This is a genomic window from Alloalcanivorax sp., assembly GCF_964221125.1.
Classification (GTDB): Bacteria; Pseudomonadota; Gammaproteobacteria; order Pseudomonadales; family Alcanivoracaceae; genus Alloalcanivorax; species Alloalcanivorax venustensis.
Genome location: NZ_CAXPXK010000010.1, coordinates 1 through 18,787 on the forward strand (window position 1 = coordinate 1; position 18,787 = coordinate 18,787).

The window sequence follows — 18,787 nt, forward strand, 5'->3', positions numbered from 1 at the left end:
GTCAGGTCCGGAACAGGCCGGCTTACGCCGGGCTTACCTGGAATGGCTGCGCCGCCGGCTCCCCAAATGGTTTCCCGGCGAAACCTTCCCCGAGATGCACGATCTGCAGGAGGCGTACGAGATGATCACCAACCGGTTCGAGGAATGGAAAGAGCGTCAGCGTCTCGCGGGCGTGGCGCAGGGCCGTCTGGACGGCGAACGAACGCTGGTTCTACGCCAGGTACAACACCGCTTCGGCACCGTGCCCCCCACGCTTCGCCTGCGCCTGCAGAACGCCTCTCAGGCCGAGCTGGAACATCTGGCTGACCGCGTTCTGGATGCCACCAGCGTGGACGATCTATTCCAGTAGGCAGTAGCGCCAGGCTTGGCCTGCTTTTTGATCCCTCGCTGCTAGCCCAGCACCCCGTACTTCCGGTACACCTCTCTCACGAAATGCCGCGAGCCGGTAAGCCGGCAACGCTTCACCGCCGTGTCGATCATCTTCTCTTCGTGAGGATCCAGCCCGTTACTCATATACATCCGGTAGGCTTCGGCCCGGTCTTCGATGCTGCCGCCCAGACGGGTGTACTCCTCCGGGTCTTCCAGCCAGTACTGATGGGTCTTGCCCAGCCGCATGCGGTAGCTGCTGCGGTGGTAGTGATACGCCGACGAGGCAAGCCTCTGCGTCACCGGCAGGCGCTCGATGTAGCAGATGCAGGCCAGCATCCACTGCCCGGGCTCCACCGGGCTCGAGCGGTAGCGCACCTCCCATACGGACGTGGCGCCGTGCAGTCTCTTGCGCCGCGACGAGGCGCTGCAGCTGAGCGCCTTCATAAACCGGGACAGGTTCCCCGGGTCGCCCAGCGGCGTGGCCAGGATGTGCAGGCCGCCGGGCAGCAGGCAGAAGGCGTGGATGGCGAGCTCGTACTGCTGGCTCAGCGCGCGTATCTGCCCGAGGCAGTGGGTGTAGTCGGCTTCGTCGAGAAAGACGGGTTTCTGGTCACGGCTTTTGCGCACCAGGTGGTGCGGGTGGCCCGCGAGCAGAAGGCGATCCTTGCCGGGCATAACTCCCCCTATTTCCGTTGTTTTTTGGGTTCGTTTTTATGGAGCCTACCCTCTTACCGCCCGATGTATGAAGAGAATTTCGGCGGCGGGACGGATTAATATTTTTGCCAGGATTTCGCCATTTTAAAAACCGCCCTTAATATCAGTCAGTTACGATTTTCTTCTGCGTTATTTTTATAATTGTCCGTCCCTTTTTCGCCTTTGTCGCGCTCACTTCGCCTTCACTTGCAATAATTACCGACCCGACAGCCGAGACAACCCGGCTGACCTCAAGACACCTCGCCTGCGCCTTCCGCAGGATGGTTCCTCGCTGCTTTTGCACGGATCGCAACTTTCGTTGCGCAGCATGCAAAATGGCGCTTTTTCAGCTTTCTGACACGGTTTTCCCGCTTTTTGGCCCTGCTTTGCCAGTTCTAGCCGTGACGGGCCGCAAAGTGGTCCCTTCTTACCGCGTAGCTACCCTTCGTCTGGACTGCCCGCCCGGTTCCTTACAAATACGATCTCGAATCACTGACACGTTTTCCCGCCATTCCCCACAGCCAGACCGCTAACGCCAGTGGCACCCTGCTTCCTCAACGCAAGGAGGTGGACAATGACGACTAACGGAGCCCAAAAAATGGGTGGCAAAGAAAGGCGCGCTTATTGTATCTTACTGGATACAGGTGCTGCATGAATGCCGTGATTACCACACAGGCCTTCCGGGAGTGGTTGCACCGACTCAAGGATGAGCGCGGCCGCATGGCGATCCTGAGACGTATCAGCCGGGCCGAACAAGGTAATTTCGGTGATCACAAACCGGTGGGAGAAGGAGTGCATGAGCTGCGCGTTCCCGTGGGCCCAGGTTACCGGGTGTACTACCTGCAGACAGGCGAAGCCATTTATGTATTGCTGGTGGGTGGCGATAAAAGCAGCCAAAGGCGCGACATTGCAACCGCTAAACAGATGGCGGCGGCCATCAGGAGAGAACCATGAAATCATCAACCTCACAAGAACTCGGTTTACGCCCTTTCGATATTACCGAGTTTTTGGACAACGATGTAGCGATCACCGAATACCTGACGCAGGTGCTGGCAGAGGGCGATCATGAAGAGCTGCTTGCCGCCATTGGTCATGTCGCCCGGGCTCGCGGCATGACCGACCTGGCACGTCAAACCGGATTGGGCCGCGAAAGCCTCTATAAGGCATTGCGCCCTGGTGCCGATCCACGCTTTTCGACGTTGATGAAGGTACTGCACGCACTCGGCGTACACTTGCAGGCCGTGCCCGACAAGATCGCCTGACCTCTAATACCCGACAGGTAAGAACACGGGCGCTCACTGTATTTGCGCTACTCGCAACTTTCGTTGCCAAACACGCAAAATGCGGCTTTTCCAGCTTTCTAACACGGTTTTCCCGCCTTTCTGCCCTGCTTTGTCAGCATTTCAGCCGTCCGGTTTTTTGCGGCGCTTGCGCGGCCGGCCCGGGCCCCGGTTGATGCCGAGTATGCCGTACTCCCGGTAGACCTCTTTCACGAACCGGATCGAGCCGGTTAGCCGGCAGCGCTGTACCGCGGTATCGATCATCGCCTCCTCGCTGCGATCCAGGCCGTTGCTCATATAGGTGCGGTAGGCTTCGGCCCGCTCCTGGATCGAACTGCCCAGGCGAGCGTATTCCTCCGGGTCTTTGAGCCAGTAGTGGTCGGTCTTGCCGAGCCGCATGCGATAGCTGCTGAGGTGATAGTGGTACGCGGAGGTGGTGAGCTCATGGATGACAGGCAGGCGCTCCACGTAACACATGCAGGCCAGCAGCCACTGCCCCGGTTCCACCGGGCTGGAGCGGTAACGCACTTCCCAGGCGGAGCTGCGGCCGTGCAGGTTCTTGCGGCGTAGAGAGGTGCGGCACGACAGCGCTTTCATGAAGGTGGAGAGATCGGTGGGGTCGCCGTGCGGCGTGGCGATGATGTGGATGCGGTCCGGGAGCAGGCAGTAAGCGTGCACGCTGAGGTTGTAGTCCTGGCTCAGCTTGCGGATCTGTCCCAGGCAATGGTTGTAGTCCGCTTCGTCCAGAAAGATGGGTTCATTCCCTTGGCTCTTGCGCACCAGATGGTGCGGGTGGCCGGCGAGTAGAAGGCGGTCCTTGCCAGGCATAAATCCCCCTTTTTGCTTTCGTTTTTGAGTTTGATTTTCACCCTATCCGACCTGGGACTGGCGTCTGAACAAAATTTCGTGAAAACATAGTTTTCAAAAAATGAAACCATGTCAGAAGTTGAGCAATTCCATTTAAAACAGTCAGTTACGAAAAAGGGGACGCACTCCCTTAAAAGTTGTGCGTCCCCTTTTCGGTGATTTACTGACGTTTTCTTCACGCCTTTCCCGAAGGTCCAGCGCTTTAAGAAACAAAATATCTATTCTTGTATATGGCTATTCGGACTCGCGCGGCTTGCCGGGCGGACGCCCTCTGCCACGCATGCTGACGCGGACGCCGGTGATCTTTTCCACCTCGTCGGTGAACTGCTTGTCGCCGGTGAGCTGGTTGCGCATGGCGGCGCCCAGGATAAGCCCGGCTTCCTGGTCCTGGATTTGTTGTTCCATGAAAAGACGGTAAACCTGCCGGCGCTCCTGGTCGGTGTCGGCCAGCTCGAGGAATTCTTCGGGGTGATCCAGCCAGGCCGGTTCGTCGCGGCCCATGCGCATGCCGAAACTGGTCCAGGGAAACCGTGACGGCGCGGTGGCCAGGTCCAGCAGGACCGGCCGCTTTTCCAGATAGCGCAGGCAGGCGAGCGTCCAGGAGCCGCGCTGAACCACACTGGAGCGGTAACGGCTCTCCCAGAGCGTGCCGCTGCGTTTATCCTTGCGGTTGCGGTGGCGCGTGGTGCGTGCCGCCAGCGCTTTCATCAACTCGCTCAACATGTCAGGGTTTGGACCCGGGTCAACCAGCATGTGGACTTGCTCCGGCAACAGGCACCACCCGTATACCTTAACGTGCCACTTCTCTTTTAACTCTCGCAGATCCGTCAGGTATTTAAGGTAATCCTCTTCATCCTTGAATACCTCTTGTCCGTTATGCCCCCGTTGAAGGATATGATGAGGATAGTCAGGCACCACCGTGCGCCTCATCCTTGGCATTTTTACCCCTCTTTATATATCGCTTTTATTTGTACGGGAGTCTATCTAAACAACGTGAAGAAATAAATTATTCAGAGGTATAAATAAATTACTCTGTCCCCTTTTTTATCAAGGTTTTCCTGCACTTACAAAAGGGGACAGACATTTAGGAAAGAACGTCTGCGCTCTTTATTGAAGGCATCTCATGGCATTTGGCCACCATGCTTATTTCAAATGCGTCATTCGAATTTTGTTTTTATTTCCTGATACTTTTTTGGAAAAAGTTCGATTTTAGCCTGACGCCTGTCAGGATGTGAGCCGGTACGCGCTTTATGCGCTCAGCGTTTTCTCGAAAAACGCCAGCACCCGCCGCCAACTGTTCTCGGCGGTATCGGGGTCGTATTTGGCGCGTAGCGGGCTGTAGTCGGCCATGCGTTTGAACAGAAAAGTCTGGTGGTCGTTCATGTAGGAATGGCCGGCGTTCGGGTAGGTCTGGATGTCGTGCTCGACGCCGAGTTCGGTGAGGTGGCCGGCGAGCCGCTCGCCGTGGTGGCCGTAGATGAGGTCTTTTTTGCCCCAGCCGCCGACCACCGGACAGATGCCGGTGAGCGCGCGGGCCTTGCGGGGCACGCCGCCGTAGAACGGCGCCACCACCTGCAGGGTGCCGCGGGCGGCGTACAGCAGTGCGAAGCGCCCGCCCATGCAGAAGCCCATCATGGCCACCTTGGTGACCGGCTGATCGGTTTGTTCCAGCACCCATTGCCGGCAGGCGTCGAGCTGGTCGAAGGCGTCGCCGTGGCCGGCTTCGTGGTCGCGCAGGGTGCGCACCACGCACAGGCTTTTGGCGCCGGGCCGGTCGTAGAGATCCGGCGCCAGCACCGGGTAGCCGTTGTCGGCGAGCCGCTGCGCGATGCGCGCCTGGTCGTCGCTGAAGCCGAAGATGTCGTGGATGACGACCACGGCCGCGTTCAGGCCGTTGGGCTGCTCGGGCAGGAACCAGCGGGCACGCATGCGGTGGCCGTTGGGTACGGTGACGTGGGTATCCTGGGCGCTCATGGTCACTCCTTGGCGTAACGCCTTTGTTTTCGCCAAGCCTACCCCACTCGCGCCGCCGCGCCAGCCTGTCGGCGAGCTATTGGCCTACCCGGCTCCCTGGGTACTTTCCCGATTTCTCCTACCCTCGTTTCAGCCATGGCTTACAGCACTGGTTCGGCGTGACGAGCTAGATTAGACGGATCAAAAAGGTGCCATTCTTGAAAGGTAGCCGAATAAGGACTAACGTAATTACATCTGAGATTACATATGAGTATACACGACATGGCAACCATCAATCTTCGAATTGACGATGAGCTCAAAGCCCGCGCCTTCGAGGAGCTGAAGAAACTCGGCGTCACGCCTTCCGAATTACTGCGCCAGACTCTGCAGTACGTCGCCGACAGCGGCGAGCTGCCGTTTAAGAATGTACTCCTTACGGAGGAAGACGCAGAACTGCTGGCCATTGCCCGCGAGCGGCTGAGGGAGCCACAACGGGTGAAGGTGTCGTTGGATGACTTATGACCTGGAGTTTGACCGACGGGCGCTAAAGGAATGGCGCAAACTGGGAGATACGGTTCGGCAGCAATTCAAAAAGAAGCTGGCTCTCATACTCGAGGAACCTCACGTCGAGGCCAATCGGCTCCAGGGGCTAAGCAACTGCTACAAAATCAAGCTCAGGGCTTCCGGATACCGGTTGATTTACCAAGTGATTGATCATGAAGTCATCGTTTGGGTGGTAGCGATCGGTAAAAGAGAGCGGAGTGAGGCTTATCAAAAGGTCAGACATCGACTTTGAACTACAAGCCAAAGGGGTCAGGTCTTGCCTTTTGCCTCATCGGAACAAAAGGCAGGACCTGATCTCGAGTTAGCCGGTGTTACGCAGGCCGGCGGCGATGCCGGCGATGGTCACCATGAGCGCGCTTTCCAGCACCGGGTCGCTGTCGCGGTCGCGCAGGCGGGCCATCAGTTCGGCCTGCAGCAGGTGCAGCGGGTCGGTGTAGGGGTCGCGCACACGGATCGACCAGCGCATCACCGGGTTGTTGTCGAGCAGGTCCTCGCGGCCGGTGAGCCGGTGCAGGGCGTCCACGGTGGAGGCCAGCCGCTGGCGCAGGACGTCGCCCAGGCGGGTTTGCTCCGGGTCGTCGGTGAGGCGCTCTTCGTACCAGGCGGCGACGCGCGGGTCGGCCTTGGCGAGCACCATTTCCAGCATGTCCACCACCCCTTGGAAGAACGGCCAGCGCTCGGCCATGTCGCGCACCGTAGCGAGATCCTCGGGGTCGTCGAGGGCGGCTTCCAGGGCCGCGCCGGTGCCCAGCCAGGCGGGCAGCATCAGGCGGATTTGCGTCCAGGCGAACACCCAGGGAATAGCGCGCAGCGACTCGATACCGCCGCCGGTTTTGCGGCGCGCCGGGCGGCTGCCCAGGGCCAGGCGGCTGAGCTCGGTTTCCGGGGTGACGGTGCGCAGGTAGCTGACCAGCGCCGGGTCTTCGCGGACCACCTGGCGGTAGCCGGCCACGGAGACGTCGGTGAGCTTCTGCATTTGCGCGCGCCACTCGGCGTCCGGTTCGCGGGGCGGCACCAGGGTGGCTTCCAGGGTGGCGGCCACGTACTGCTCCAGGTTGTAGACCGCCACCGAGGGGCGGCCGTATTTGAAGCGGATCACTTCGCCCTGCTCGGTGACGCGGATGCGCCCCGCCACCGAGCCCGGCGGCTGCGACAACAGCGCCATGCGGGTGGGCGAGCCGCCCCGGGAAATGGAGCCGCCGCGGCCGTGGAACAGGGTCAGCGGCACGCCGTGTTTCTGGAAGGTTTCGGTGAGCGCTTCCTGGGCACTGACCTGGGCCCAGGCGGCGCCCAAAAAGCCCGCGTCCTTGGCGGAATCCGAATAGCCGATCATCACTTCCTGACCGTCGATCACTCTGTGCTTGTAGAGCGGAATGTCGAGCAGCGCCGCCATGGTGTCGCCGGCGTTGTTCAGGTCGTCCAGGGTTTCAAACAGCGGCACCACGCGCATCGGCCGGCGCACGCCAGCGATCTTCTGCAGCAGCATCACCGCCAGCACGTCGGAGGAGGTCTTGGCCATGGAGATGACATAGGCGCCCAGGCCTTCCGGGCCCTGCTCGGCGATCACCTGGCAGGTTTCCAGCACTTCGCGGACGTCGCCGTCGCACAGGTCGCTGCGGTAGAAGGCCTCGTCCACCAGCGGCCGGCGGCTTTCCAGCTCGGCGAGCAGGAAGCGTTGTTTCTGGCCCTCGTCCCATTCGCCGTAACCGCCCAGGCCCAGGTAGCGGGTGATGGCGTCCAGGGCGGCGGTGTGGCGGGTGGATTCCTGACGGACGTCCAGGCACAGCAGCGTGATGCCGAAACAGTTGAGGCGCCGCAGCGTGTCCTTGAGCTCGCCGTCCGCGATCGCGCCCAGGCCCACCGCGCGCAGGGAGCGGTCCAGCAATAACAGTTCGTCGAGCAGTTGGCGGCCTTCGGTGAAGCCTTCGCCCTCGGGCACCGGGCGCCCTTCCACCAGCGCCTCCATGCGCCGGCGGGTGATTTTCAGGCGGTCGCGCACGCCGCGCAGCACCACCCGGTAGGGTTCGTGGCTGGGGCCGGTGCGCGCCAGCAGCTCGTCGCTGGCGCGGTGCATGGACAGGTCGGCGAGCAGGTTCTCCACGTCGCGCAGGTAGAGGTCGGCGGCCATCCAGCGAGCCAGTAGCAAAACTTCGCGGGTGACAGTGGCAGTGACGTTGGGGTTGCCGTCGCGGTCGCCGCCCATCCAGGAGGCGAAGCGGATCGGCACCCAGTCGGCGGGCAGGGCGTCGATGCCGGCCTGGCCCAGCTCCGCTTCGATGTCGCGCATTACCCGGGGCACCGCTTTCCACAACGATTGCTCGATCACCGCGAAGCCCCACTTGGCTTCGTCCACCGGGGTGGGCCGCTCGCGGCGGATTTCGTCGGTGGCCCAGGCGGACAGAATCAGCTCGCGCAGGCGCTGGCGCAGACCGTGGTGCTCTTCGGCGTTGATGTCCGGGCGGTCCAGTTCGGCGAGCAGATCGGCCATCTGGTCGTATTTGCGGATCAGAGTGCGGCGGGTCACCTCGGTGGGGTGGGCGGTGAGCACCAGCTCCACGGACAGCGGCGTCAACGTCTCACGGATGCGTTGCGGCTCGATGCCCTTCTGCTTCAGCTCCGCCAGCACCTGGCGCAGGCCCTGGTCGGTGTCCGGGTCGCCGGGGTAACGCTCGTGGCGGCGGTGCAGACGCTCGCGGTGATGCTGCTCGGCGATGTTGGCCAGGTTGAGAAACTGGCTGAACGCGCGCGCCACTTCCAGCAGCGTATCGTCGTCCAGCGGGTCGAGCAGACCGCGCAAACGGGTCAGTTCCATTTCCCCTTCGGAGCGACTTTCCACCGCCGCCTGGCGGATGGTTTCCACGGTGTCGTACAATCGCTCGCCGGATTGCTCCCGGAGCACCGCGCCCAGCTCTTCGCCCAGCAGACGTACATTGTCGCGCAGCGGCGCGTGTTGATCCTGATCCACCGACATCTTCACTCCCGGTATCGTTTTTACAACTTTACACCCGACTGTATCTTTATTCCGTCGGGGAGGTGACGCAACATAGCCCGCATTGCTTTAAGGAACATCGCCACTCATGGAAACTTCCCCGCGCGTGTCCACGGAACAGGGCGTCATCGTACTGCAGTATCTGGCCCGTGCCTTGTTCGCCGTCCTGGCGGTGATCTACTTCAATCACTCCGAAGGCTTCTTTTTCGCGGTGCCGACGGCCACGCCCTGGATTCTGGCCGGCAGCTACCTGGCCCTGCAACTGCTGTTTCTGGTGGCCCGGGTGCCGCACGCCACCATCCTGGCGTCCGGCCTGGACCTGGTGATTCTCGGCATCGTGATCCTGCTCGACGGGGGCGAACCGCCGCCGACCATGGCGCTGCTGTTCCTGGCGGTGCTCAGTAACGGCCTGCTGCACGGGCTGAAGCGTTTTCTGGTGATGCTGGCCGCCGCCGAAGTGGTGCTGGCCATCGTCATGCCGATCCGCATCAGCTACAGCGCCAGCGGCGCCGAGACCGCCGCCTCCGCCAGCCTGTTCCTGCTCGCCGCCCTGACCGTGTGCATGCTCTATTTCGGGCTGATGATCTGGCGCAACCAGGTGCTGTCCCGGCAAGCGGTGGAAACCGCCTGGCGCGACCCGCAGACCGGCTTTATCAGCCGCACCGCCCTGACCAGCACCGCCGGCTGGCTGATCCCGCTGCACGACCGGCTTTCCTCGCCGCTGACCCTGGTACTGGTTCACCACCCGGACATCAACGCCCTGGCCGAAACCGTCAGCCAGCGGCTGCGCCGCAGCGACGTGATCGCCCGCTACGACGACGATCACCTGGCGCTGCTGCTGCCCAGCACCGCCACCGGCGCCGCCGAACGGGTGCTCGCCGACCTGCGCGAACGCCAGCCCGGCCTGCGCGCCGCCGTGATGACCCTGAACAGCGCCAACGCCGCCCTGGAACAGGTGCTCTACCACCTGCAAACCGCCATGCCCCGCACCCGCGACGACCAGGACCACTGGCTCGCCCACGCCTCGCCGCTCGCCTGAGCGGCACGGCCGTACCTTCTTTCTTCAGGTGGCTATCGCGCCACCTCCAGTTAAGATACTCTTGACGGATATTCGATATATTGAATCCCGGTAAACCTCATAACCTTTTGATTTAAAGGGTTTTATATTTAATTTTTGAACTTAACTCAATCCGGGATTGAACTTAACGAGGTCAGGATGCCCTCTTTCAAGCACTTCGATCTGTCTCTGTTGAATCCCTCGTTTGATTCGCCGCTGGTGGATGTTCTTAACGAATTGGAACATCTGCGGCGTCTACGCCTGGAAGGCACCACACCCTATCCGGTCTTCTTCGAATTGAAGACACTGTTTCACATGCTCGAAAGCCTCGGTTCCGCCCGCATTGAAGGGAATCACACCACGCTCGCGGATTACGTGGACAGCAAGGTTCAAGGGGCGGCCCAGCCCGGTGAGCAGCTTCGGGAAGTCACCAATATCGAAGAGGCTATGACGTATATCGATAAGGCCGTCACTGAGAAGACCCCCATTACAGAAATACTGATCCGCGAACTCCACGCCATAACCGTAGAACAGCTCACGGAAGAAGGTGATAGAACACCCGGCGCTTACCGTGAGGGAAGCGTAGTCATCGCCGCCTCAGAACATCTGCCACCTGATGCCGTGCAGGTATCCGCTTACATGGAAGAGTTGGTTGGTTTTATCAACAAAGATGACCCACCGAAATACGACCTGATGAAAGTCGCTTTGGCCCACCACCGGTTTGGCTGGATCCACCCATTCAGAAACGGCAACGGTCGAGTAGTGCGCCTGCTCACCTATGCGCTACTGATAAAATATGGGTTCGAGGTCTCCATGGCAGGCCGGATTCTCAATCCAACAGCCGTATTCTGTAACGACCGTGACCTCTACTACCGCATGCTGGGAGTTGGGGATACCGGCACGCAAGAGGGCCTGGAACGGTGGTGTACCTATGTGCTGACCGGTGTGCTGGACGAACTCCGCAAGGTAGACCAGTTAACCGATTACGGCTTCCTCAAGGAACGGATCCTTTACCCTGCCTTGAACCATGCCAAAGATCGGCAACTGATAACCGCCCTTGAAAGAAACATCTTGTCGCTCGCGGTACAGAACGGCGTCGTTAAATCCTCCGATTTGGTACCCGCCATGCCAAAGCTGAAAGCCGGCCAAAGGACTTATCAGATTCGTCGACTGGTCAACAGCGGCATGCTGCGTCCTATCGCTGAAAACGCCCGGCAGTACACTGTCGGCTTCACCAACAACTACCTGATCCGTGGCGTCATTCAGGCTCTTGCCGACGAGGGCTACATCCCCTCCACCCTGAGTGGCCCCACCTGATCGGTAAGAAAGCACGGCCGTTTGTTGTATTAACGAAACGGTAACGGTTTGATCACGCACCGCCCGCGCTTAGGCGGTATGCTCGTGTAAAAGGGTCGGATCCGAGGAAAAGTCATGGTTCGCTGGTTGATCACCTGCGCGGCGTTGCCCGCACTTCTTTCGCTGGGCGCCGCCGCCGGGGCCCAGGAAGCTTCGCCGCGTATTATCGGTGGTGAGGATGCCACCGGGGACTGGCCCTGGGCGGCACTCATAGAGATCGATGATGACCCGAACGACGAAACAGCGGGCTACTGCAGCGGCATGGCGCTGACTGAACAACTGGTGGTCACAGCGGCTCACTGTTTTTTCGATGAAGATGGACGCCGAGTCACCAATGCGGGCTTGCTCACCGTTTGGGTTGGTAGCGGCTCCAATCCACGCCAAAATCCCAGCGCGGCCAGGGCGGTTGATTCCTTTGAATTACCTCCCGAACAACAAAACGACGCGGATGCGTTGTTCACCGTCGGTCGGGATATTGCACTGTTACGCTTAAGCAGCCCTGTGAGCCCGGGCATCTTCCCCAGTCTGGCTGATGAATCACATCGCCAGACTCTTGAAACGCTGGATCAATCGCGCCGTGATGAGGCGCTAACCGCGATTGGCTGGGGTGTCACCAACCCGGGTGACCCACAGCTATCCGATAGGTTGCAGGAAGTGCAGCTGGATTACGTCCACTTCGATACTTGCAACGAAGCCTGGAACTTTCAACTCGAAAGCGGCCAGATGCTGTGCGCGGTCGAATTGAATCCAATCAACCAACAGCGCCAGGACACCTGCCAGGGCGACAGCGGCGGCCCGCTCTTCCTGGGTGAGGACCCGGCTCCTTATGTGGTAGGCCTGACCAGCTTCGGCACGCCCGATTGCGCCAGCCAACGACCGACCGTTTATACAGATGTGTCCGGACAAATCGACTTCATTGAGAACGCTGGCGTTACTTTGGGCGAGCCGCTGGTGGATTTGAATTTCACCACTGGCCGTGACCGCTACTACACGGCGCCTGATACCTCAGTGACTATCACCGCCAGCCTGACTAACGATAGCCTGATCCGAACGGCAAACGATCCATCCTTTTCTTACACGGACAGCGGCCTGGATGTGACGACGGACTGGACCGGCTGCTCAGGCACCAGCTGTACAGTAGCGGCTCAACTGTCCCCCGGAGCGAGCAGCAGCGGCGACTTCATTGTAGAGCGGAGCTTCCTCAGCGCCTCGCCGGGCCAGGGCACTCTATTTCTCAATTCATCCTCGGATGAAGACGATTACCGCATAAAGAACAATGATCGGGAAATCCCCGTGATTTTTTCCGACCAGGCGGACCTGAGCGTTACCGCACGGCGAGTGGTGGCGGAAGCGGACAGCGCTAACAACGGCCAAGCGACGATCGAAGTCACCGTGAAGAACCTTTCCTATTTGGATGGCGCGGTCGCTAATCAGGTTGAGTTGAACGTGACGCCACCAGACAACACCTCCATCACCGGCAGCAGCGCCAACTGCCAGGCCGATCCCTGCATTCTAGTCTCTTCACTCGGCCCCGAGCAGACAGTGACCGCCCGGTTTACGCTCAGCACTTCCACACCTCGCGAGAGCACATTCAGCGCGACGGTCAGTGCGGAGAACGGGGATTTCCCCGCCGACAACAACAGCACAAGCGTCACCTTCAATTACGCCGGACAACAGGCCACCTCCAGCAGCGATGGTGGTGGCGGCGGCGGTGGGGGCGGCGGCGCGCTGGGCGCTCTGCTGGCGCTGATCGGCCTCGCCGGCCTGCGCCGGCGGCACTAACCCTGTGGGAGCAGGCCCTGCCCGCTCCCACATTGGCCCGCTCCTACAAGCCGACGTTAGTGTGGAAGAGGCGCTCGAGGTAGGCGAACAGGTAGTCGGCGTCGGTGAGCGGGGCGCGGTAGCCGAGGTGGCCGTCGGGGCGCATCAGCCATAGCCGGCTGCCGGTGCCGAAGGCCTGCTCGAATTCGCCGTCGTGGTCGCGCCACAGGTGGGCGCGGCCGGCGCTGGTGTCGGAGCGGTCCAGCTCGAAGCCGTCGCGGCTGATCACGGTGACGCGCAGTTCATTGAGGTATTCGTCCGGCAGCCGCGACAGCAGCGCGTGCAGGATCACGCGGGCGCGGTGGTCCGGCTCGCCGCCCAGCTGCAGCAGCAGATGGTGGACGGGCTGGCGCAGCAGCGCCTGCACCCGGCGCGGGGAGCCGTCACGCTGCGACTGCAGACGGGCGTCCGGCACCCGGTCGCCGGGCAGCGGCCCCTGGTGGCGCCAGCCGAGGTCGGCGTCGGGCCCGGCGTCCACCAGCGGCGAGTGCCGGTAGTGCACGTCCAGCTGGCTGGCGCGGCGCACCAGCCGGCGGCCCAGCTGCGGGCGGTTGCCGGCCAGACGCAGCAACGAGTCGCGGGCGCCGCGCAGCACCTTGGCGCGCACGAACGACGCCCGTGACAAGGCATCCACACCACGCAGCATGTCCTCGGCCACCGGCCGCCGCTCGCGCTGATAGCTGTCCAGCAGCGCCCCACCGCCGTGCCCGCGGCAGAACAGCACCAGCTTCCAGGCCAGGTTAAAGGCGTCGGCGATGCCGGTGTTCATGCCCTGGGCGCCCAGCGGGCTCTGCACGTGGCAGGCGTCGCCGGCGAGCAGAATGCGGTTACGGCGGTAGTGGCTGACCAGCCGCCGCTGGATGGTGAAGCGGCTCAGCCAGCGGGGCTCGCCGGGCAGCGGCGCCTGGTCGCCCAGGGCCTCGCGGATGCGCTCATGGAACAGCGCCATGTCCGGCTCGGCCTCTTCGGTCTCTTCGCCGGGCTCCTCGGTGACCACCAGCCGCCAGCCGTCGTCGGGCATGGGGATGGCGATCAGGTTGCCGTCGGCGAGCAGGAAGCCGTGGAAGGCGTCGTTCTCCAGGTCCGGGACCCAGTCCACGTCGGCGAGCAGGAAGCGCTCGTGGTAGTCGTTGCCGACGAACGGCAGGCCCAGCAGTTCGCGCACCCGGGAGTGGGCGCCGTCGGTGCCCACCAGCAAGTCCGCCTGCAACTGGCGTTCTTCGCCATGCCGGCCCTGTCCATCGCGCTGTAGCACTCGCGCCTGAACACCGGAGCCGTCCTGCTGAAAGTCGAGCAGCTCGGTGTCCCACCAGAGCTCGCCGCCGAGGCTGCGGAAGCGCTCTTCCAGCACCGCCTCGATGCGCGGCTGGGGGCAGCACAGCAGCCGCGGGAACGGCGACGGCAGCTCGTCCATGGGCAGGCTCAGCAGCGCGCCCTTGTCGCGGCCCTTGTCGCCGTACACGTGGATGGCCTCGAACGCACGCGCCTGGCGGCGCACCGCATCGAGCACGCCCATGGCGTCGAAAATCTCCTGGCTGCGCGCGTGCAGGCCCAGTGCCCGTGACCAGGGCAGCCGGCCGGGCAGTTTGTCGATCACCCGGCACGGCACGCCGCCGCGCAGCAGATTGATACCCAGGGTCAGGCCGGTGGGGCCGGCGCCGACAATCAATACTTTGGGGGCGTTGGATCCCGTGATCATGGTCGTGGTGCTACCATAGGTGTTTCATCTCCTGTGCCCTGCCAGTGGAGCCGCGAACCGCCGTGAGCCGCAAAATTATCCATGTGGACTGCGACTGTTTCTACGCCGCCGTGGAAGTGCGTGACGACCCGCGTCTGCGTGGCCGGCCGGTGGCGGTGGGCGGCGACCCGCAGCGGCGCGGCGTTATCGCCACTTGCAATTACCCGGCCCGAGAATTCGGCGTGCGCAGCGCCATGGCCTCGTCCCAGGCGCTGCGGCTGTGTCCCGAGCTGGTGATTCTACCGCCTGACTTCGATAAATACCGGCGCGTGTCCGGACAAATTCAGGACATTTTTCGCACCTTCACCAATATTATCGAGCCCTTGTCCCTGGACGAGGCCTTTCTCGACGTCACCGAGAGCCCACTGCACGCCAACAGCGCCACGCGCATCGCCGAGGCGATCCGCCGCAAGGTGCGCGAGACCGTCAACATCACCGTGTCCGCCGGGGTGGCGCCGAACAAATTCCTGGCCAAGGTGGCCAGCGACTGGCGCAAGCCGGACGGGCTGTTCGTGATCACCCCGGAGCAGGTCGCCGGCTTCGTCGCCGCGCTGCCGGTGAAGCGCATTTCCGGCGTCGGCCGGGTCACCGAGGACAAGCTGACGGCGTTGGGCATCAAGACCTGCGGCGACCTGCAGACGCTGCCCCGGCTGGAGCTGGCCAACCATTTCGGCAGCTTCGGCGAACGGCTCTACCATCTGGCCCGGGGCGAGGACGACCGGCCGGTGCAGACCAGCCGCCGCCGCAAGTCGGTGAGCGTGGAAAAAACCTACCATGAGGACAAGCAGACGCTGACCCACTGGCTGCAGGAGCTGGACGATCTGCTGGAGCGGCTGGAACGGCGCGTGGACCGGCTGGACGCCAACTACATCGTGCAGGGCCTGACCGTGAAGGTGCGCTACAACGACTTCCGCATCGTCAGCGCCGACCAGAGCGGCGAGCATCTGGATCGCGCCGTGTTCGAACGGCTGCTGACCCAGCTCTGGGAGCGCCACCCGGCGCCGGCCCGGCTGCTGGGCATCGGCCTGCGGCTGCGTGACCTCAAATCACCGCGCCAGCCGGACCTGTTCCCCGAGGAACGGGAACGCGCTCTACGCGACCGGCGCCAGTGACTTCACACCGCCGCGAGGGCGGGACGGGCCGGGGTGTGCAGGCGGGCGTACAGCGACGCCGGTACCATCTCGGCCATGATCTCGCGGCCGCGCCGGGCCACCGGTTCCATCTGGGAATCCAGGTACTCTTCCAGTACCCGTACACACTCGGCGCAGTGCGCCAGGGACTCGGGGGCCGGGTGCTGGTCCAGTTCACGCACCGCCTGGTCCAATTCGTTCAAATATTTGAGCAGCATGCCGCACTCCAGGATTGGCTCATACTCGCGGGTAGGCTAGGCGCCGGTCGTGACGGTTCGGTGACAGCGTTCACCGAACGCCGACGCGGGCCTGACCTGATGGCTCTATAGTGGCCTACTCCGGCCCGGCGCGCATCGTCACGCGGGCGGCACGGCGATGAAATGATGTAAAAAATTACAACGCCGGGAACGGCCGCAAACCACGGGCCTCAACCCAGGGGCGGGCCCCGGCCGCCGCCGGCGTGTCGCCCGCGGCTTGTGGCCCACGGCCGGCCCGTTACGCTTGGCAGCGGGGTCAGGGCTATACTGCGCCCCTCAACGTTCAACTCGCATTCGCTAATGGATTATCAATGACCGCTACGGTATCGACCATCGTCGCCCCCGAGGGCAGCCTGGAAGTTCTCAGCCAACAGGAAGTGGAGCGCCTGCGCGACACCTCCTCCAAGGGCCTGCACGAGCTGCTGCGCCGCTGCGCCCTGGCGGTGCTGAACGCCGGCACCCCCACCGACGACAGCCGCCAGGTACTGGAGACCTACAAGGATTTCGACATCCAGGTGATCCAGGAAGACCGCGGCATGATGCTCAAGCTGGATAACGCCCCGGCCGGAGCGTTCGTGGACGGGCGCATGATTCGCGGTATCCGCGAGCACCTGTCGGCGGTGCTGCGGGACATCGTCTACGTGGCCAACGAAATCCAGCACGGCGGCCGCTTCGACCTGGACGACAGCACCGGCATTTCCAACGCGGTGTTCCATATTCTGCGCAACGCCGGGGTGCTGCACGCCGGCGAGCTGCCCAATCTGGTGGTGTGCTGGGGCGGGCATTCGATTTCCCGGGAAGAGTACGACTACGCCAAGAGCGTCGGCTACCAGCTCGGGCTGCGGGAGCTGGACATCTGCACCGGCTGCGGGCCCGGCGCCATGAAGGGGCCGATGAAAGGCGCCCATGTGGCGCACGCCAAGCAGCGCCGCCGCCAGGGCCGCTACCTGGGTATTTCCGAGCCGGGCATCATCGCCGCGGAAGCGCCCAACCCGATCGTCAACGAGCTGGTGATCATGCCGGACATCGAGAAGCGCCTGGAGGCGTTTCTGCGCGTGGCCCACGGCATCATCGTGTTCCCCGGCGGCGTCGGCACCACCGAGGAAATCCTCTATGTGCTGGGGGTGCTGCTGCATCCGGCCAACCAGGATATCCCGCTGCCGGTGGTATTCACCGGCCCGGCGGACAGCGCCGACTACTTCCGCCAGGTGGACACCTTCATCCGCTACGCGCTGGGCGAGGACGCCGCCAAGCGCTACCGGATCATCGTCGACGACCCGGAAGCGGTGGCCCTGGCCATGCGTGACGGGGTGCGCGACCTGACCGAGTTCCGCCGCGAGCACGACGACGCCTTCTACTACAACTGGCGTCTCACCGTGCCGGAGGACTTCCAGCGGCCGTTCGAGCCCACCCACGAGGCCATGGCCGCGCTGGCGCTGCGCACCGACCTGCCGGTGTACGATCTGGCCGCCAACCTGCGGCGGGCGTTTTCCGGCATCGTCGCCGGCAACGTGAAAGAGGCGGGCATCCGCGCCATCGAGGAACACGGCCCCTATCGGCTTACCGCCGAAAAGGGCCTGATGGCGCAGATGGATGTGCTGTTGCAGTCGTTCGTGGCGCAGAGCCGCATGAAGCTGCCCGGCAGCCACTACGAGCCTTGCTATCGCCTGGAAGGTTAACGCGGCTGCATGCGGATGCCGCCGTCCAAGCGGATGGTCTCGCCGTTGAGGAAGGTGTTCTCCACCATGTGGCAGACCATGGCGGCGTATTCCGGCGGGTTGCCGAGACGCTTGGGAAACTGGGTCATTTCGATCAGCGGCATTTTCACCTTGTCCGGGGCGGCGTTCATCAACGGCGTGTTGAAGATGCCCGGGGCGATGGTGTTGCAGCGGATGCCCAGCGGCGCCAGATCACGGGCGATGGGCAGGGTCATGCCGACCACGCCGCCCTTGGTGGCGGCGTAGGCCACCTGGCCCACCTGGCCGTCGAACGCGGCCACCGACGCGGTGTTGACGATCAGGCCACGCTCGTTGTCTTCGCCGGGTTCGTTCTCGGCCATTACCGCCGCCGCCAGGCGCGCCACGTTAAAGGTACCGATCAGGTTGATCTGCACCACCATGTTGAACACGCCCAGGTCGTGGGGCTTGTTCTCGCGGCCCACGGTTTTCATCGCCGAGCCCACGCCGGCGCAGTTCACGCACACGTGGATGGCGCCGAACTTCTCCTTGGTGGCGTCGATGGCCGCCTGCACGGACGCTTCATCGGTCACGTCGGTCTGCACGAAGGCGGCGTTCTCGCCCAGTTCGGCGGCCACTTCCGGGCCCTTCTTCTCATCACGGTCGAGGATCATCACCTTGCCGCCCTTGGCGATGATCGCCTCGGCGGTGGCCTGACCGAGGCCCGAGGCCCCACCGGTAATCACGGCGACTTTACCTTGGATGTTCATACTGTCTCCTTGTGTAAAACTTGAGTATAACCACGCAAACCCGGGGCTACATTGTTGCTTCCGCTCAGGGAGATACGCATTCTTGTTAATGAAGAGCGAGAGGGAACCCCCTATGAGCCAGCCAGAGACGCAACCACGGCATGCCGGCCTGGCCCGGCGCCTGGCCGACACCCGCGCGTTCAGCGAGACCCTGTGCGAGCCGCTCACCGCCGAGGACATGGGCCTGCAGGCCTGTCCGGAAGTCAGCCCGCCGCGCTGGCACCTGGC

18 protein-coding genes are annotated in these 18,787 nt (G+C 62.8%); 10 read left to right on the forward strand and 8 right to left on the reverse strand.

All coding sequences use genetic code 11. The features are described from left to right. Positions 1-349: DUF4351 domain-containing protein (locus ACEQZD_RS01235; protein ID WP_370183478.1), on the forward strand; the 349-nt coding region annotated here is incomplete at its 5' end. A 41-nt stretch (positions 350-390) separates the two neighbouring features. Here the strand turns inward: ACEQZD_RS01235 and ACEQZD_RS01240 are convergent. Next, on the reverse strand, positions 391-1,044 hold the full coding sequence (locus ACEQZD_RS01240) for a hypothetical protein (RefSeq protein WP_335629154.1): 654 nt from the start codon (positions 1,042-1,044) through the stop codon (positions 391-393). A gap of 669 nt (positions 1,045-1,713) precedes the next feature. Here ACEQZD_RS01240 and ACEQZD_RS01245 point away from each other — a divergent pair. Then, positions 1,714-2,016 (forward strand): type II toxin-antitoxin system RelE/ParE family toxin, encoded by a 303-nt coding sequence (locus ACEQZD_RS01245; protein ID WP_335629153.1) that lies wholly within the window; start codon positions 1,714-1,716, stop codon positions 2,014-2,016. Next, positions 2,013-2,324, forward strand: a complete 312-nt coding sequence (locus ACEQZD_RS01250) for an addiction module antidote protein (RefSeq protein WP_067606020.1) — start codon at positions 2,013-2,015, stop codon at positions 2,322-2,324. The genes ACEQZD_RS01245 and ACEQZD_RS01250 overlap by 4 nt, the downstream gene beginning before the upstream one ends. Before the next feature lie 141 nt (positions 2,325-2,465). Here ACEQZD_RS01250 and ACEQZD_RS01255 read toward each other — a convergent pair whose 3' ends face one another. From ACEQZD_RS01255 to ACEQZD_RS01265, 3 genes are all read right to left on the reverse strand, one after another. Further along, positions 2,466-3,170 (reverse strand): transposase, encoded by a 705-nt coding sequence (locus ACEQZD_RS01255; RefSeq protein ID WP_142948172.1) that lies wholly within the window; start codon positions 3,168-3,170, stop codon positions 2,466-2,468. A 273-nt stretch (positions 3,171-3,443) separates the two neighbouring features. Then, complete coding sequence (locus ACEQZD_RS01260; protein ID WP_370183481.1) at positions 3,444-4,148, reverse strand: transposase; 705 nt, start codon at positions 4,146-4,148, stop codon at positions 3,444-3,446. Positions 4,149-4,457: 309 nt separating this feature from the next. Continuing rightward, the gene (locus ACEQZD_RS01265) at positions 4,458-5,183 is read right to left on the reverse strand and encodes a dienelactone hydrolase family protein (protein ID WP_335629152.1); all 726 of its coding nucleotides are present in this window, start codon (positions 5,181-5,183) and stop codon (positions 4,458-4,460) included. Positions 5,184-5,444: 261 nt separating this feature from the next. Here ACEQZD_RS01265 and ACEQZD_RS01270 point away from each other — a divergent pair, with 261 nt between their 5' ends. Continuing rightward, complete coding sequence (locus ACEQZD_RS01270; RefSeq protein WP_142948169.1) at positions 5,445-5,684, forward strand: type II toxin-antitoxin system RelB/DinJ family antitoxin; 240 nt, start codon at positions 5,445-5,447, stop codon at positions 5,682-5,684. After that, positions 5,674-5,958, forward strand: coding sequence for a type II toxin-antitoxin system RelE/ParE family toxin (locus ACEQZD_RS01275; protein ID WP_142948168.1), 285 nt, complete (start codon positions 5,674-5,676; stop codon positions 5,956-5,958). Before ACEQZD_RS01270 ends, ACEQZD_RS01275 begins: the two co-directional genes overlap by 11 nt. 69 nt (positions 5,959-6,027) lie before the next feature. Here ACEQZD_RS01275 and ppc read toward each other — a convergent pair whose 3' ends face one another. After that, positions 6,028-8,697, reverse strand: coding sequence for a phosphoenolpyruvate carboxylase (gene ppc / locus ACEQZD_RS01280; protein ID WP_370183483.1), 2,670 nt, complete (start codon positions 8,695-8,697; stop codon positions 6,028-6,030). A gap of 106 nt (positions 8,698-8,803) precedes the next feature. On the opposite strand from ppc, the gene ACEQZD_RS01285 reads away from it, so the two are divergent. The 3 genes from ACEQZD_RS01285 (at position 8,804) to ACEQZD_RS01295 (ending at position 12,910) form a co-directional block, all read left to right on the forward strand. Next, complete coding sequence (locus ACEQZD_RS01285; RefSeq protein ID WP_370183485.1) at positions 8,804-9,754, forward strand: GGDEF domain-containing protein; 951 nt, start codon at positions 8,804-8,806, stop codon at positions 9,752-9,754. A gap of 177 nt (positions 9,755-9,931) precedes the next feature. Continuing rightward, positions 9,932-11,089: a Fic family protein gene (locus tag ACEQZD_RS01290; protein ID WP_142948166.1), complete on the forward strand. Its 1,158-nt coding sequence runs from the start codon at positions 9,932-9,934 to the stop codon at positions 11,087-11,089. Between the two features lie 114 nt (positions 11,090-11,203). Next, positions 11,204-12,910: a trypsin-like serine protease gene (locus ACEQZD_RS01295; RefSeq protein ID WP_370183488.1), complete on the forward strand. Its 1,707-nt coding sequence runs from the start codon at positions 11,204-11,206 to the stop codon at positions 12,908-12,910. Positions 12,911-12,953: 43 nt separating this feature from the next. Here ACEQZD_RS01295 and ACEQZD_RS01300 read toward each other — a convergent pair whose 3' ends face one another. Beyond that, entirely contained in the window at positions 12,954-14,648 is a 1,695-nt protein-coding gene (locus ACEQZD_RS01300; RefSeq protein WP_370183489.1) for an FAD-dependent monooxygenase, read from the reverse strand. Between the two features lie 62 nt (positions 14,649-14,710). On the opposite strand from ACEQZD_RS01300, the gene dinB reads away from it, so the two are divergent. After that, entirely contained in the window at positions 14,711-15,799 is a 1,089-nt protein-coding gene (gene dinB / locus ACEQZD_RS01305) for a DNA polymerase IV (protein ID WP_194856655.1), read from the forward strand. Positions 15,800-15,801: 2 nt separating this feature from the next. On the opposite strand, the gene ACEQZD_RS01310 is transcribed toward dinB, so the two are convergent. Next, positions 15,802-16,035, reverse strand: a complete 234-nt coding sequence (locus tag ACEQZD_RS01310; protein ID WP_370183492.1) for a hypothetical protein — start codon at positions 16,033-16,035, stop codon at positions 15,802-15,804. Positions 16,036-16,385: 350 nt separating this feature from the next. Here ACEQZD_RS01310 and ppnN point away from each other — a divergent pair, with 350 nt between their 5' ends. Next, the gene (ppnN, locus tag ACEQZD_RS01315) at positions 16,386-17,753 is read left to right on the forward strand and encodes a nucleotide 5'-monophosphate nucleosidase PpnN (protein WP_370183494.1); all 1,368 of its coding nucleotides are present in this window, start codon (positions 16,386-16,388) and stop codon (positions 17,751-17,753) included. Here ppnN and ACEQZD_RS01320 read toward each other — a convergent pair. Beyond that, complete coding sequence (locus tag ACEQZD_RS01320) at positions 17,750-18,520, reverse strand: 3-hydroxyacyl-CoA dehydrogenase (RefSeq protein ID WP_067606119.1); 771 nt, start codon at positions 18,518-18,520, stop codon at positions 17,750-17,752. The two genes, ppnN and ACEQZD_RS01320, sit on opposite strands and share 4 nt — an antisense overlap. Positions 18,521-18,787 lie beyond the last annotated feature (267 nt).